Origin of the sequence: Bradyrhizobium sp. sBnM-33, from assembly GCF_032917945.1 — a bacterium.
In the GTDB taxonomy this organism is placed as follows: Bacteria; Pseudomonadota; Alphaproteobacteria; order Rhizobiales; family Xanthobacteraceae; genus Bradyrhizobium.
Genome location: NZ_CP136624.1, coordinates 2,063,301 through 2,079,213 on the forward strand (window position 1 = coordinate 2,063,301; position 15,913 = coordinate 2,079,213).

The 15,913-nt window shown below is 57.9% G+C and carries 12 protein-coding genes and 2 pseudogenes; 7 read left to right on the plus strand and 7 right to left on the minus strand.

Annotation, left to right across the window (positions count from 1 at the left end; all coding sequences use genetic code 11):
* Positions 1–203 precede the first annotated feature (203 nt).
* Complete coding sequence (locus RX328_RS09595; RefSeq protein ID WP_317258666.1) at positions 204–1,424, plus strand: IS256 family transposase; 1,221 nt, start codon at positions 204–206, stop codon at positions 1,422–1,424.
* Between the two features lie 1,988 nt (positions 1,425–3,412).
* Here the strand turns inward: RX328_RS09595 and RX328_RS09600 are convergent.
* The 6 genes from RX328_RS09600 to RX328_RS09625 form a co-directional block, all read right to left on the minus strand.
* Positions 3,413–3,694, minus strand: a complete 282-nt coding sequence (locus tag RX328_RS09600) for a hypothetical protein (protein WP_213256407.1) — start codon at positions 3,692–3,694, stop codon at positions 3,413–3,415.
* Between the two features lie 316 nt (positions 3,695–4,010).
* Entirely contained in the window at positions 4,011–4,301 is a 291-nt protein-coding gene (locus tag RX328_RS09605; protein WP_057850452.1) for a hypothetical protein, read from the minus strand.
* A gap of 64 nt (positions 4,302–4,365) precedes the next feature.
* The gene (locus RX328_RS09610; RefSeq protein ID WP_213256406.1) at positions 4,366–4,863 is read right to left on the minus strand and encodes a DUF1643 domain-containing protein; all 498 of its coding nucleotides are present in this window, start codon (positions 4,861–4,863) and stop codon (positions 4,366–4,368) included.
* Positions 4,864–4,871: 8 nt separating this feature from the next.
* Positions 4,872–5,135: a hypothetical protein gene (locus tag RX328_RS09615; RefSeq protein WP_213256404.1), complete on the minus strand. Its 264-nt coding sequence runs from the start codon at positions 5,133–5,135 to the stop codon at positions 4,872–4,874.
* Positions 5,132–5,356 carry a hypothetical protein gene (locus RX328_RS09620; protein WP_213256402.1) on the minus strand — a complete coding sequence of 75 codons (225 nt, stop codon included), beginning with the start codon at positions 5,354–5,356 and terminating at the stop codon, positions 5,132–5,134. Before RX328_RS09620 ends, RX328_RS09615 begins: the two co-directional genes overlap by 4 nt.
* A gap of 90 nt (positions 5,357–5,446) precedes the next feature.
* Entirely contained in the window at positions 5,447–7,102 is a 1,656-nt protein-coding gene (locus tag RX328_RS09625; RefSeq protein ID WP_213256411.1) for a hypothetical protein, read from the minus strand.
* Positions 7,103–7,369: 267 nt separating this feature from the next.
* Between RX328_RS09625 and RX328_RS43375 the strand changes: the two are divergent.
* The 3 genes and pseudogenes from RX328_RS43375 to RX328_RS09635 form a co-directional block, all read left to right on the plus strand.
* Positions 7,370–7,774, plus strand: a pseudogene (locus tag RX328_RS43375) (bifunctional DNA primase/polymerase); the annotation flags it as partial.
* 95 nt (positions 7,775–7,869) lie between these two features.
* The gene (locus RX328_RS09630) at positions 7,870–8,241 is read left to right on the plus strand and encodes a PriCT-2 domain-containing protein (protein ID WP_213256400.1); all 372 of its coding nucleotides are present in this window, start codon (positions 7,870–7,872) and stop codon (positions 8,239–8,241) included.
* A complete protein-coding gene (locus RX328_RS09635; protein ID WP_213256398.1) occupies positions 8,241–9,686 on the plus strand; it encodes a primase-helicase family protein in 1,446 nt (481 codons plus the stop codon). The genes RX328_RS09630 and RX328_RS09635 overlap by 1 nt, the downstream gene beginning before the upstream one ends.
* A gap of 57 nt (positions 9,687–9,743) precedes the next feature.
* On the opposite strand, the gene RX328_RS09640 is transcribed toward RX328_RS09635, so the two are convergent.
* Positions 9,744–10,007: a hypothetical protein gene (locus tag RX328_RS09640; protein ID WP_213256397.1), complete on the minus strand. Its 264-nt coding sequence runs from the start codon at positions 10,005–10,007 to the stop codon at positions 9,744–9,746.
* Between the two features lie 1,946 nt (positions 10,008–11,953).
* Here RX328_RS09640 and RX328_RS09645 point away from each other — a divergent pair.
* From RX328_RS09645 to RX328_RS09655, 3 genes and pseudogenes are all read left to right on the plus strand, one after another.
* Positions 11,954–13,138, plus strand: coding sequence for a TlpA disulfide reductase family protein (locus RX328_RS09645; protein ID WP_213256395.1), 1,185 nt, complete (start codon positions 11,954–11,956; stop codon positions 13,136–13,138).
* 226 nt (positions 13,139–13,364) lie between these two features.
* Positions 13,365–13,515 (plus strand): annotated as a pseudogene (locus RX328_RS09650) (transposase domain-containing protein); the annotation flags it as partial.
* A 221-nt stretch (positions 13,516–13,736) separates the two neighbouring features.
* On the plus strand, positions 13,737–15,575 hold the full coding sequence (locus RX328_RS09655) for an ABC transporter ATP-binding protein (protein WP_213256393.1): 1,839 nt from the start codon (positions 13,737–13,739) through the stop codon (positions 15,573–15,575).
* The last annotated feature ends 338 nt before the right edge of the window (positions 15,576–15,913 follow it).

Consider the following 15,913-nt stretch of genomic DNA (forward strand, 5'->3'; position numbering starts at 1 on the left):
TCGAACCTGAGCGCTTGGTCTTCAGCGACGAGATCTGGAACAGATTGGTATGGCGGCCTTGCGGGGGTGGGCGCCCGGTAGCGAGAGGAGTCCCAGCAAGATTCCGCACGGCCGCTGGAAGACTTCCTGGCCGCATTGCACGAGGGTGTCAGAAAGAATGTGTAAGCAGGTTTCTGTGAGTTTACCTTACCGAGGAGACTCACATGACGACCGACAGGACGATTACCCCTGAACTACTGGATCAACTGCTTGCTAACTATGAGAAGCCTGAAGACCTCACGGGTGCTGACGGGCTTTTCAAGCAGCTGAAGAAGGCGCTGATTGAGCGGGCGCTTGGTGCGGAGCTGAGCGATCATCTTGGCTACGAGAAGGGGGACCCGGCCGGCCGCGGCAGCGGCAATAGCCGTAACGGGACCAGCGCGAAGACGATCCTGACCGAGGACGGCGAGATCGACATAGCTGTGCCACGCGACCGGGCCGGCAGCTTTGAGCCGCTATTGATCGCCAAGGGCCAGACCCGTTTCGACGGCTTCGACGACAAAATCCTGAGCCTCTACGCGCGCGGCATGACGGTGCGCGAGATCCAGGGGCATTTATCCGAACTTTATGGAACCGAGGTCTCGCCGGATTTGATCAGCCGGGTGACCGACGCGGTTCTCGACGAAGTTCGGGAATGGCAAACCCGTCCGCTCGACCCGGTGGTGTTTTTCGACGCGCTGCGAGTCAAGATTCGCGATGAAGGCATGGTCAAGAACAAGGCCGTCTATGTCGCGCTGGCGCTCAATCCGGACGGCGAGAAGGAGGTTCTGGGCTTGTGGATTGAGCAGACCGAAGGCGCCAAATTCTGGCTCAAGGTCATCAACGACCTGAAGACGCGTGGCGTCAACGATATCCTGATCGCGGTGGTCGATGGGCTCAAGGGCTTTCCCGAGGCGATCGCCTCGGTCTATCCGCAGACCGTGGTGCAGACCTGCATCGTGCACCTGATCCGCAACAGCCTAGCGTTTGTCGCCTGGAAGGATCGCAAGGCGATCCTGCCTGCCATCAAGGCAATCTACCGGGCCGAGAATGCCGACATGGCGCTGGTCCGGCTCGAGGAGTTCGAGGACGAATGGGGCAAGCGCTATCCGGCGATCGGCCAGGCTTGGCGCCGCGCCTGGGAACACGTCGTGCCGTTCTTCGCGTTCGCTCCTGGCGTCCGCAAGATGATCTACACCACCAACGCGGTCGAGGCGCTGCACCGTAGCTTGCGCAAGATCATCAAGACCCGCGGCAGCTTTCCAAACGACGACGCGGCATTGAAGCTGCTTTATCTCGCCATCAAGAACGCCGGATTGAGGTGGCGGCGCGGCGTCGAGTGGACCGCCGCCATGGGCCAGTTCGCCATTCAGTTCGGCTCGCGTTTTCCGGGATCAGCGCGATGACCAAAGTGCCGATCAGCCGTCTTATCCGGCGGCCCGAGTTTGGCCGATCAGCAAGCTCTGTAAAGGCGGGCCTGCGGCCCCCGCCTGCGGCGGCTGCGGCCTTGACAGAGCTTGCTGCCCGGCCATTGTTAGCCACCATGGGATCGATGACAATGTCCGGCTGATGCAAGAAACCACTGCAATTCAACCTTCACAGAGATCTCTTACACAAAATATCTGACATTCCCCATTGCACCTGCCCGGATCGAGGCTCCATGGTTTCTCGAGGGGCCGAACGATCGCGAGAGTTTCCGCCTCTTGTCGAGAAAGTCCTCCTTCCGACGCTTCGTCCCGGCGACACCCTAATCAACAATCGCGGCAACCACAGAGGCAAAATCGTGCTCAGCTTACCCGCCTCGTCAAATTTCACATAAGTCCCACTCTCGTGAACCCAGAGCCGATCCTTAAGCACGAGCGACTGTGTTTATAGCTCCGTCTCCGTGGTGGAGACTTTCGCAGATATGGCGGGCTCGACCTAGGACGCCACGACACTCAAGTGATCCGCAAGCCTTGCGAACAGCTCTCGCTTTTCCTGGTCAGTGCCAGGTCGCTGATCAATTTGCATTCGGCTGCATCAGTGCGGAGCTTTTTCAAGTGCTTCTGCAGGTCTTTCATCGGTATGCCTTGGAGCGGCCTATTCAGACCAATTAATCGGGGTGTACTTCAGCTCCCGCCGGTCCATTTCCGAACGAAGCAATTCAGCATAGGTGCGCAAGATTGTTACCAACAAGCGGCAACGCCCGGCGTTCGCACAACCGGCCAACACTTGCCGGCGCATACCTCCCAAAGAGACAATAAGCTCTCATCCTTCGAGCTTGAAAAATCATCCCGACGCCCCAATTCTTGCGCGCAGGTGCTACAGGCGTCTCAAGGGCCGGAGCGTTCGTTTTGGACATTCCCGCGCAGAAACCAAGTATCCGTTGCACATTAGCCACACGCGTTTTTCGGTCATCCGCGCTACGCCTGTCCCGTCGGTTCGAACAGAACAGCTGGGTTTTACAGCTTCTGCCTTTGATCGTTCCACATGTTGCCAGCTAGCCGCTGTGGCCCAGACTCATCAGTTGGCTGCGATCCCATTTCGTGCTCAAGGAATAATTTGACTGTGTAGCGGTCGCGCAGTTCAAAGGAAGTGAGCGATGGAGGTGGCATATGTATTCGGCTCTTGTCGGGACACTCATTTTTCTGAGCATCGGCATACTATTGGCCCATGCGATGGATGCTTTTCGCTCGGGTTCGTGAGAGCAATGCTCGATACGGACGATCCGCTGATGCAAACAGTGCTGCGCCTGCCTCAGTTCTGACGACGGATCGCTCCCGGTGAAGCGATCGAGTGCTTCTCTCAGAGCGCCGTCATGCGTGCGGAGGTCCTCTCCCGTAAGCCTAGGCATGTCGGCGGCGTCGCCCTTAGCCGCTCCGGAGATCCGGCGGCGACTTCGGCGATCCGAAGGTGATCCGGAACTTCGGCGAACTGACCAGGATCTGATCGCGCGCGGGGATCGTATTCCTTCTCGCAAGTTTGCGCGAGGCTCAGAGCAGACCTAATCAGGAAGTCGCCTATATAGGTGCCGTCTAGCTTCTAGTTGAACCGCCTCAGCCAATCCTTTCAAGGTCGAGTAAGCACCTTGCAAGGTTGTCATTCGCTTCGGCTGAGAAGCTTGTTTCGTCTTGCCGCTTGAAATGCGGCTTGACTGGTTTTGCACTCACCGCGCTCAAGTGCCTGCAGACCCTCGTGAGATCGCTCGACGCATCCTCTGGGATAAAGTTATGTTTTCGAGCGGCATCATTTCGGAAAAGAACGCCTTTGACGCTGTCTCCTCGGACCCGGCAGCCCCTCGAAGTTGAGCTCCACGAGTGGGACCAGGCCTTCGCTTTCGTCCTTGCAACACACTTCCCATGCTCGTGATCAGCGAGCTGAACATCCTGTACTCGTCTCGACCGAAAAGGCCCATCTAGGCTACCTTCGCGCAGCTCTCGGACCTGGCCTTGATTGCCTGGTTGACAAGCGCGTCGTTCTTCCATGTGTGCAAATGGACGCCGTGCAGCGAACCGGCTGGTGATCGGTGGCAGAGCTCAAGGAGACCAGGCAGGCGCATATCACCGTTTGGTGGAATGGCGGTTCTCTCGGCGGCGCAGCCTTTCGCGAGAGGCTCTATCCGCTGGACATACTGGTAACCAACGCCGACGACTGTTTTGATGATTGAGAAGATGCCGACAAAGATGTAAGCGGTCATCACGGCTGCAAGTAACAGATTCCCGATCGTCGTGACGGGCGCGGCTCAGACGCGACGATAAAGGCGAATATGTGAGATGCCGCACAAATCTGTGGTGCAGCGGGGTGCGAATTGCGGCGCTGGCTTGCGCGGCTCGCGAGATCGGGTGCTCTTGATATAGTCCGAACAATTCGAAATGATCGATCAGAAACGTGCTTGTGAACACGAATATCCAGCCGACGAATGAGACTGTCGCAGCCCGCGCCATAGCTTCCTCGGCCTGCCGAATGCCACTACCAGATTAGCAGCATGAGGCTCGCAGCGATAAGTACTTCGCTCAATGCGCTTCGGCACTTATTGTGTCCAGGAGTCTTTGAAGCGCTTGCGCGTCCTGACGCTGTGTTGGATGGCAAACGGAGCCATCCGCCCCCTCTACGGCAAGCGATTCGATGCATGTCTGCTGGCCCGTGTCGATCGTCTTCGGCACGACTTGGCCGCTTACGAAACAGACAACAGATAGAATTGTGATGAAGAAAGCGATGTCCGCGGCCGATCCATAGAGAAAACTGACGATCCTTGAAAATCGAATTCCGGACGACTCCTGGATAATGCGGTGGGTTGGGGTCATGATCGACTCCGCTAAGCCAACACTGCCCCACACAGTGGGCGCTAAAGAATACTGAACTCACGGCTCAAAGCCCTGACGAGGCACTTGGTTTGTCAATAACACGATAATAGGTGTTTTTGAGGACAGAATCGTCCGGAATCTGCTCAACAGGGCCTCTCGATCCTGGTAGCTGGACGGTATGCGCGATTTCCATCGCGGCCAGGTCGCGGTTCATGAAGTCGCCGTAGACGCCCCAACCGGCGACGGCGATGCCGTTGCGCTCCTTGCATTCGGTCAGGATGTCTCGAATATGCCGGTCATTGTCGGGACCGATCGGGTCTGGCATCGCCATCCAGTCTTGCGGTTCGGTCGCGCCACCTGCGCCGAGTTTCCACACGATCAGAGATCCGCAATTCATCGTTTTCGCGCGATAGACGCCGCGAACAATCGTCGGGTCGTCAATTTTGTGATCGGCTTTCGAAGGGTTGAGTATGCCGAGCACAAGCGGCGGCAAGTTCGCATCCCAATCCCTGCGCAGATCGTAGCGATACAAACCGCATGACGAAATGATCGCGCTTTTCATTGCTTCCGTCATATCACCGCGGCGAGTAGGAGATGCTGATCTAGCGTCGGCCGTTCAGATCGGTAGCCGATATCGATGAGGACGCTTTCGGCCTCTCGAATGTACCAATCGTAATCGACGTCATTCGGAAACGCGTCGGGGAGTTCTATGAGCGGCTTTGCACCGTCGCTGCGCGCCACTTTGTTGCCATTCAGTTTGTAGTTGATCGAGCCGCTGGCGTCCGTCGAGTAGTACCAGCGGATCGCCTTGCCGAGATACTTGCCGTCTTTCACGGCGTGCCTTTGACAGTGCGAATGGTGACAAATCGCCGAATGTCTCGACAGGCGTGAATGGTTTTGAAGATCGGTACCCCCTTGGTTACATACTCGACCACGACGTCAGTGCAGACCTCGTTGAGCGGCGACGGCCACGAGCTCGCGACGATCTTGGGTTCAGCGTATGCGCCCTTCTTCTTGACAGAGCCGTCGGGCTTGACGGCGATGTAGTTGTTCACGTCGCGGGAATAGAGCGCGCTGTATTCTGTTTCCTCAGTCTCAAAGCCGGTCAGCCGCTCCTACTTCGCGGTCACCGCCGCCAGGGCGTCTTATTCGTCCGTAGGGCAGATGATCACGATGCCGTCGGTGTTGGCGCTGACCACGCGGAAGCCGGCTCGCTCGACCATCTCGATCAGCATGAGCAACGACAATTGGCCGCCGATCGTCACTTGGATCATCAAGTCTGGCGCAAACAGAACCGACCACTTGGAGCCGAGCTTGCCGAACGCGCCGTTGTTGACGATCTTCAGACTTCCCGAGACGTTGTCGTTGGTCTTCAATTCCTGCTTCAGCAGTGTGGCTTCGTCGTTCGCCCGCTTGATCAGCTTCTTGAGTTCGTCGACGCGATCCTTCGCCTTGTTGCGCCGCTCAACAGACGATCGGAAGACCCGTAAAAAGATCGGCCCGAGATGCTGCGGATACAGGCCGAGGTTGAGGATGATTTGCGGGTAATAGCCGCGTACGTCGCGGTCGACGATCCTGGTGTGCGCGTCGGCTCGATGCGCGATCGTCTTCTCCGATGAGTGCAAACCGCCGATGCCCACGCGGTAGATCGAACTGCCAATCTTAATTTTAGCCTTCTTCAGAACGTCCGGCATAATGACCTTGCCGCTCGTCGAGATCGCGAAGTCGGCGGCGCGAACGTTGCCGAGAACTGCGTTGAGCTCGGTCGATCGATAGTGAATGAAGTCGGGAACCCTGTACTTGTAGTGCTTGCCTGGCGTGATCTTTGGCTTCTTCGGTTCTTCACCGGTTAGCCGCTTCAACTCTTTCTTGATCACGGCCTCGGCAACTTGCGCATCCGATTTGGAGCGTAGATCCACTCCGTACTGCTTGGTCATCTGCTCGCGAAGCGTCAGTTGCTCCTTGAGCGTCTGCATCAGCGGCCGGTGGCGGCAAGGTCGTTGACGCAGTAATCCGATACGACGTCCATCTCGTCGTGCGTCAGCACGGCATCTTCGTACACGGGCAGATCTTGCATGCGCCTGCCGTGTATTTTGCCGTTGTAAATCTTGAGGCTGTTCTGCCCTGGCGCGATCTCGATCAGGTCGACGTGATCGCACTCGATCAATTGAAAATCGTAGGCGCGCGAGATTTCCCAGGGCTTTGGCGTCCTCCTGAATGATCTCATTGGCGATTTGCTTCAGCGCTTTGTTGCTGAAGCCGGCGAGGGCTGCCGACACTATCGGAATATCGAACGGGATGGAGTTGAAGCCGACGGTGCAATATTCGTCGAGCACCTGGCGCAGCTTCTTGCGATCGAGGACGCACCGGTCGGACTTCTCCAACCGAAGCACTTTACCGGTCTTGACCGATTTGAACGCCGCCAGGAAGTAGGTAATGTACACTTCCGTGTCGAACAGCGCGGCATCTGCAAGCGACGCCTTCATGGAAGCAAACCCAACTGTCGGTTGGTTTTTGCGAATTCGCCGAAATGCTTGATCGCGGCGACGTCGTAGGCTTTTTGCCCCTTCAATCTTGTCGACGAAATATCCGAGCTTGACGGCGGCCTTATTGACCTGAATTTGAACGATATTTCTGTAGCTTCGGAACCCACGAAACCCCTTTAAATCCGCTCGTGTTGTTCTTATGGAGACGATGATTGCGCTGGTTGTCGGAAGGTGTGCAGTCGCGCAACTCGACAATGGCGTTGTGGGAGCGCTCTGCGTGGCGATGATCGAGGTCGTCGGTCGGCCAGTGGCCATGCGAAAGCGCCCAAATCACGCGGTGAACGGTCGAATAGTATTTTACTCCGTCGATCGCGAAGGCGATCTGCAAATGACCGAGACCGTTATCGTTTCCGGCCTGCTTACCTGCGAATCGCTTGTTCCAAGTTACAATTCGATAATGGTCGACAGCGCGCCTGCGCCAGAACAGCAGGCCGCGCTTCGCATCACAGCGGAATAGCCGCCGCAATACTTCGACCGATACTGCTCGCTCGGTTTGTTGTCGGGACCGTTTCATTGGCCGATGTGGTCAGAGAGAAAGAGGGGTGCCGGTTTCCCGACACCCCGAAGGATCGACTAGCCGAGAAGGTCTTCAACGATAGCTGGTCGACAGAACGCGTCGCTTCACTCGCCACCCTCACGAAGACACACCGGGATGGCTATAATCTCGGCGTTCGCCTTGGCGAGCCGTCGCTTTTCAACGATTTATACCTTCACTGCATCGATCTCGACATCCGCGACCCCGACAAAGCCGATGAGGCCTGGGGCGCGTTGCTCGAATTGATTCCGGAAGCGCGTTCGCTGCCATCGGTCATCTCGGGCTCGATGGGCGAGAGCCGCCATCTGTATTTCCTGACCGATCGACCATTCCCGTCGAAAAAGCTGCGCCAAAAAATTATCGGAAAAGACAAGAAGGCGCATTGGGCCTGGGAGATCGAGCGCTTCGGCACCGGCAAGCAGGTCGTCGTGCCGCCCTCGATCCATCCGACACCGGCAAGCGCTACAAATGGGAGCGGGAATGGCCTGTGGATCTCGTCGAGCTCGGCGTCGGTCCCGTCATTCCCGCGGCCCGGGTCGCCGGCTGGGAGCCACCGAGTAGGGACGAAACCGACGTCCGGACCAACGCGCTCGGCCTCTCGGTCGCCGAGGCAAAGGATATTCTCGCCGATTTGCCGACCGACACCTGGCGCGAGGACCGCGACGGCTGGTTGCAGGTCGGCATGGCGCTGCTTCACGAGTTCAACGGCAGCAAAAAGGGCTTCAAGGCCTGGGCCGAGTTCTCGGCCGCCTCCGACAAATACGATCCGGAAGATCAACGGCGAGTTTGGCACTCATTCCGTCAATCGAACAAGCCCGTTCGCATGGCAACGCTGTTGTCGGCCGCGAAGGTCGATTGATGAACGCCGTCGACGATCTCGGCGATGAAGATGAAATTGACGGGGACGATGCCCGGGTTAAGCCCGGCCATATGGATGATGACGTCGACGATCTGCTAGGCGAGGGCGATGACACGGCCACCGAGCAGCCAGAGCGCGTTCGCAAGCTGAAACAGGCCGAAGTGCATCACGAGCTCGGTCATGTTCCGAAGCGGATCGCGAAGCTGAATAAGAACCACGCCGTGGCCTTCGTCAAAGGCAAAACGGTGATCCTCACCTTCGAAAAAGACGGCACGACCTCCTATGGATCGGTGCATGACGTCTACAACTATTACGAAAACGATCGCGTCGCGACGGAGAAGTCCACCGAGCCGGTAACCAAGGCGTGGATGCGCCACAAGGCTCGGCGCAGCTATCCGAACGGCATCGTCTTCGCGCCACAGGGCGGGCCCGACGGCGCCCACAATCATTGGCAAGGCTTCGCCGTCGAACCCGATCCATCGTCATCCTGCGCGCGCTTCCTCGACCACTTGCGCGATAACATCTGTGCCGGCGACGACAACGCCTATCAATGGGTGATCCGCTGGTTCGCCCACATGGTTCAGCGCCCCTGGGAAAAGCCCGGTACCGCGCTGGTGCTGAAGGGTCGCAAGGGCGCGGGCAAAGACACGATCGGCGACTACGTCGGCGGTCTTTTCCCCCATCATCACACCAAAATTTCGAACCCCGAACATCTGGTCGGCCGCTTCAACGCGCATCAGGAAAAGACCCTGCTGCTGCATGTCGAAGAAGGCTTCTGGGCCGGCGACAAAAAGGCCGAAGGGCAACTGAAGCACCTGATCACGTCCGAACAGGTGATGATCGAGAGCAAAGTCATCAACGCATTTCAAGTCGCGTCGGTGCTGCGCATCATAATCAGTTCGAACGAAGACTGGATCGTCCCGGCGACATTCGACGAGCGGCGCTTCTGCGTGCTCAACGTCGCCGATACCAGGGCGCGCGACACCGTCTACTTCGCCAAGCTGCGCGAGGAAATGCACCACGGCGGTCGCGCCGCGCTGCTGCACCACCTGCTCGACCTCGATTTGACCGGCTTCCACGTGCGCAACCCGCCGATGACCACCGGCCTGCGCGATCAGAAAATCGACTCGCTCCGCGGCATCGAGCAATGGCTTTTCGAGATCCTGTCCTCCGGCCGCGCGCCCGGGGATTCGATGTTCGAGGACGTCGAGGTCTCCTGGGAAGACGCCTCGATCAAGGTCGCGGTCGACGATTTCCGTCTCAATTACGAGGACTGGTTAAGGCGACGCCGGTTTGCCGGCGATCCGCTGAACGCTTCACGGTTCGGCGTGCGTACCAAATCTTTCCAGCGATCACCCGCATTCACCCCAAGGTCGGCGATAAGCGGCAGTGGTATTATGTTATTCCTCGCCTGGCTGAATGCCGCGCCGAATTCGAAAAATTGATTGGCAGCACGATCAAAATTGGGCCGGCGATTTCCCCCAAGACGACGATCTGCTCGGCTAAACGCCATAATTTTCCATGCGCGCGCCATCGAGAACGTCCTCCAACAGGTCCTTTACCTCGTCCAAGGGGAAATCGATCAAGCCTAGTCGGTGCATCCTCGTCAGGCGGGCATATGCGTGCCTCTCCGCGTCGGTGTCCTCTTTCGACACGTAAGCATCCCGATCGCCGTCATATTCGATCGCTTCAACCTCGCACGCTAAATTTTCGATCCGCAATCGCAGGTTGTTCCATGCGTCCAATTCCCGTTTGGCCTGACTCATACCTGTCACTCCAATTCAATGTTCGAACGAAATATGTGCTCAGCATTGTTACTACAATCACGCTGCTGAAATTATAAATCAGCTGCGGCGCCCGAATTCCCAGCTTTCGGCGTCGATTTCGAAGCGTGGACGGGAAGCCTCCTGTACCGGTACAGGATGAATCCGGCTTCCTGTACGCGGCTAACGCTTTGATCGACCTATTGAAGAAAGGTTGGTACAGGAAGAACGGGCAAGACCAACCAAAATTCTCCAACGTGGGACAGAGACCATGAGGTGGTCGGACTGCCGACCTCCAGTCCGCGCGCATACACGAGAAATGTACCTATACTTCCTGTACTTACTGTACCGGGTATAAAAAACAATAATAAATCAGAGGTTTACAGCCGGTACGGGAAAATTGGGATTTCACATTCTTACCGTACGCTCCTGTACCAGGACAACATGAGACATTGTTGTCGAATTTTCACTTCTCGGTTTTTCGGGACATTCTTAGACAGCGCCGATTTGGTTACGTTTTCTCCGATGTTCTATAGGAAGATTTTCAAACTCGCGATTGCCCCGGCTCTGCGCCCCCCGCGGAATGAGACGCCCTGAAGAGGACCCGTAGCCAACCTGATACCCGATGACACAAGCCAAGACATGTTTGGCGCCCTATGCCCCTGAAGCCCTGATACCCAATGATACATAGGAATATAATCTGTCTCACATTGTCCTGTGCCAATGGGGCAGGGCTACCCTTGTGCACTGCGCCATGGGATAGCAGGGGCAGGGTAGCAGGGCAGCCCGTAGGCAGGCAGGCAGGGCCCCTCGCTGATCACAGGCGCCCTTGTCCGCTTCCATCCTAGATTAGCGCATAGGCGAGGCCGGCTAGTCGAACGGTCGCGCTACGCTCCGACCATGCGGTCCGTTCTTGTGAGCGTGCTATCCAGCGCTTCGACCGAATTGCGCAACCAAGACGAAATCAAGGCGCTCTACCTCGGCGCACGCCGCGAAGTGCAGTCGGCGAGAAGCCGCTGACGCATGCCGTTGTCTGACTTTGATTGACAGAGAGGAAACTGGCCTGGCTGCGGACAATCCAGCGCAAGATCAATCAAGACGTTTATTCTCGAACGATAGGCGGAGCAATCGACATGTTCTCGACGATCTGCACTATGAAGCCGACGATCGGCGGTATGGCGATCCGCAGGGCTTGCGCTAGGACGACAGTGTTCATGGGGCCAGCGGGGTGGGGCCAGCCGGGCCTCCTGGTCAGAAACTTGTGAGATGAACGCCCTCATAAGTCTTAGCTCGCATCGAGGCGAGCGGCGATATATTTTTCGATACGGAGGCAACGATTTTAGAACGGGATTAGGGGTGTCAGGCACCCCGTGACCGCGACTGGACAGCAAAACTGATCGGAGTGCCAGTTTGTGGTGCAGGAACCGCTTGGCGCGATGGCGAGCACTGGCAGTTTTAAGGCGCACCGATAAGCAGCACCGCTGCAGTGCCCGGCGAATGATTCCGTCGTCATTAGACACGAACACGCGTCGCCGGTCCACGGCTTCGGCTGTTTCGACTCCGATCTACAGCATCGCTCGCCTCTAATCCTGTCTGGCAGGGAGAGGGGTTAGCAAGTTCCGTTCGGTGACTCACAAACCAGCTTTTCTGGCCGCGCGAAGCGCGCAATTCGTGTCCAACACCTGACAGCGGCACAAAGCCCGTCAGGTTCAGAACACCGGTCGGCTGGGCGCGTGGAGTATTTTTCAAAGCGTAGTCAGACGCTTAATGCGCGCTGACGAAGATGGCACGGCTGTTGCTGTTGAGATCCAGCAACACTGAGAAAGGGCTGAGTGCGTCCAGAGCGAAAAACGAGCGATGCTCCTTCCCTTGAACCCGTGTGCCCCGTTCTGAGAGATAAGCTGGCGCAAAAAGTCGCGCAACGTTTGGCAATAGTTATGGAGAACAACATGATGCTGCGCATGGAGTCCCCAGCTCCTCCGATCAAGGTGAAGAACTGGCTGCGTGGCCAGCCCCTCACGAGCTTCCAGCCGGGAAAAGTGTACATCGTCGAATTTTGGGCAACTTGGTGCGGATCCTGTGTGGCGGCGATGCCCCATCTGGTGCAGCTGCAAGATAAATACAAAGACAGCGGAGTTGAGGTCCTCGGAGTCGCAGCTTATGAACGAGCTCGAACGGCGGACGAGGCCCGAACCAACTTGGACGCATGGTTGACCGAAAAGTTCTCGAATCTCAACTACCGGATCGGATTCGACCACACAGGGAAAATGAACAAGCTTTGGATGGATTCCAGCTTTTCTGTCGCGATTCCCACCTCGTTCGTCGTCGACCGTGACGGCCATATCGCCTTTATCGGTTTTCCAACGCAACTCGATGACGTTCTGCCGAAAATTCTTAACGGCGGCTGGCGCACCAGCGATGAAGCTAGAGCCGCCGATACAGAGCGGATCGCCGAAGGCGAACGCACGATGCACGAAACGACGCGCAAGCGAGCGTTGACTGAGCCGATCTTCGCCAAACTTACGCCGGCGATGAAGGCGAAGGATTGGACGAAGGCGCTTTCGGCGCTCGAAGAGGCCGTCGCTGTGATGCCGGACGACGTCAACTTCCGCGTGCTCCATGCGGATCTGTTGCTTCACAAAGTGCACGACTTGCAGACCGGCTTGCCGGTCATGAGCCAATTGGTTCGCGACGCGATAGACAAAAAATCCGAGCTGTGGATGGCCGGGGCGATGCGCCAACTCTTCGATCCGGCGAATGACAACTCCCACTTCCCGCCTGCCGAGCGCTTTGCGATGGGTAAGGAGTTGTCCGAACACATCCTGGCACTGAATCCTCCGCAACGCGGCGACGGCTCCAAGTTCCTGTCCTATGGGGCGGTCGCTCAGTATTATTATGAGAGCGGCAACAAGGATCGCGCGATCGAGTTGGTCGAGGTGGCGCTGAAGTCGCTGGACGGTTCTGAGCCTATCCCCGACGAACTGAAACAGCACGTTATGTCGCTGTTGGTCCAAGCGCTGGCCAACTACAAGGGTGAGAAGGCTTGCTACGGGGCTCTTTGTGCGACTCCGCAAGATGGGTTTCCGAAAGAGTCAAAGCGCAGGCGCCGGAAGAGAAAACATGAAAAAGGGTAATAGTCGGAATTGCTCACGGGTGAATTCGTCCATTTCTCCGGCGGGCCAGTGGCAACTAAAGACCATCGAGTACAGCGCTGGATCGTTTGCGGCAGGTGAAGGTTCAAATTGCGATGACCTCCGGCCGGATCGAGGCGGACGTGATCTTCCAGGTGAAGTCGCGCCGTCATCCCATGATGCAAACACTCTTACGGTCTTAAGGTCTACACGAAATGCTGAACGACTCCTTCGTCATAAAAATGCACCCTTTGCGCACGGCCATGGCGGCGCCCGGACCTAGGCGGCCATCTCCATGCTTCTGCAGACGGGCGAAGATGAATGATGTCGATCCGCATGCCTGGCTCACACAAACTATCGAACGGATCGCGCAAGGCTGACCGATTTCTCAGATCGATGCTCTCATGCCGTGGAACCCTCAAAGCTTGAACCGCTTCAGCTACGCTTACGCAAAGAGGGGATGAAATGGGCAGAAGATTTCGATCGCAGCCCCAAACTCCGGGCATTATTGCGTCACCTCGGACGGCAGCGCCAAGCATTCGGCACATCGCGTCTGGATCAAAAGGGTCTTACGCCGCGTGTGGCAGAAACTGCTGGCGCCATGATCGTTAAAGATGACAAACCACCCATCGCAATCGGCGTGGTGATCCCGTTCGTGTTCCGTCACTGGCTAAAGCAGCCCGTCCGCGTCGCGGTCGTCCTCGTCGGCTTCTTAGGGGCAACGGTGGCCGACCTGTTCATGCCGGTCTATTCCGGTCACTTGGTCGAGGCGCTGACATCAGGTCCGTCCGACCAGGCAGCACGGCAGGCGGCGTTCGTCGACTTCGGCGGCATCCTCGCGCTTGGCCTGATCTCGATCATATTCCGGTTAACAGGCTCGCTGGCGATCGTGCCGTTCACGCTGACGACGATGTCGGATGTGGCGCGCGAGGCCTTCATGCGGGTGCAGCGGTTCTCGACTGACTGGCACGCCAACTCTTTCGCCGGCTCAACCGTGCGCAAGATCACACGCGGCATGTGGGCGCTCGACCTGCTCAACAACACGATCCTGATGGCATTGTTGCCGTCGCTAGCGGTGCTCGTGGGCTCGATGATCCTGCTCGGTCTGCGTTGGCCGGTCCTCGGCGGTGTGATCGGCCTCGGCGCGGTGATCTATGTCGCGATCACGATGGCATTCACGATCGGCTACATCGCGTCGGCGGCGCGCGTCTCCAACACCTGGGACACCAAGGTCGGCGGCACGCTGGCGGACTCGCTCACCTGCAATGCTGTGGTGAAATCCTTCGGTGCGGAGGCGCGCGAGGATGCTCGGCTTAACGGTGTCATCAGCCGCTGGCGGGCGCGGCTACTGCGCACCTGGCGGCGCTACAACGCCACCGGCACAGTGCAGCTCATGATGTTGTTGTGCTTTCGCGCTTCCGTGATCGGCGGCGCCATTCTGCTGTGGATTGACGGGCGCGCCTCGCCGGGCGACGTCACCTATGTGCTGACGAGCTACTATATCATCCACGGCTATTTACGCGACGTCGGCATGCACATCAACAATCTGCAGCATTCAGTGAACGACATGGAAGAGCTTGTCACCATCCATGGCGAGCCGATCGGCATTGTCGATGCGCCCGACGCCAAGCCGATCGACATTCAGGGCGGTAGGATCACGTTCAACGACGTGACTTTCCTTTATGTCGGGCATCACGCGCCGCTCTACGACGGATTGTCGATCGACATTCGCGCCGGCGAGCGCATCGGTCTGGTCGGCCGTTCCGGCTCCGGGAAGACCACGTTCGTCAAGCTGGTGCAACGGCTCTACGACGTCTCCGGCGGCCGTATCCTTATCGACGGCCAGGATATCGCGAGAGCGACGCAGCAATCGCTGCGGAGCCAAATCGCGATCGTGCAACAGGAGCCGATCCTGTTTCACCGCTCGCTGGCGGAGAACATCGCCTATGGCCGGCCCGGCGCCAGCATGGCGGCGATCGAGCAGGCGGCGCGGCTCGCCAACGCGCATGACTTCATCCTGCGACTGCCGAAAGGCTACGGCACGCTGGTCGGCGAGCGCGGCGTCAAGCTGTCGGGCGGCGAGCGGCAGCGCGTCGCGCTGGCGCGCGCGTTCCTGGCGGACGCGCCGGTGCTGATCCTGGACGAGGCAACCTCGAGCCTTGATTCCGAGTCAGAGGGCCTGATCCAGCAGGCGATGGAGCGGCTGATGAAAGGGCGCACCTCGATCGTGATCGCGCACCGGCTGTCGACGGTGCGCAGCCTCGACCGCATCCTGGTGTTCGACCGCGGCGAGATCGTCGAGCAGGGCACGCACGCGGCGCTGACGGCGCGTCCCGGCGGCATCTATCGCGGGCTGTTCGAGCTGCAGGCCATCGAGTGCGGTCAGATCTCGGCGGCAGGCCAGACTAAAGCATGGCTGGCCGCATCCCCGCAGCCTTAGCGCTATTTAGCTTGGCTGCAGCTGATCGGCATCGCGCAGGTCAACACTCCGGCATCGCATCGGTATTCACCGCGAAGGTGTAGGATTGTCTTGAGGGAGAGCGTCTCTCTAAAGCGGAATAGGGCGAATGTCGAAAGGACGATGAGTTTTCGGCCTTTTGCTGGCGAGTGTTATGACCAAAGCGAAAAGAAACTATTCGCTCATCGTCAAGCCCGATGTGAATGTCCTGTGGGATAGTATTGTCAGTGATGACCAAAGCTGTTTTCGATTTTTGTGCGACTGTTTCGGAACAGCGAATTGGTCAAGATCCCGTCTGGCGACCTTGAATTGCGCCAATT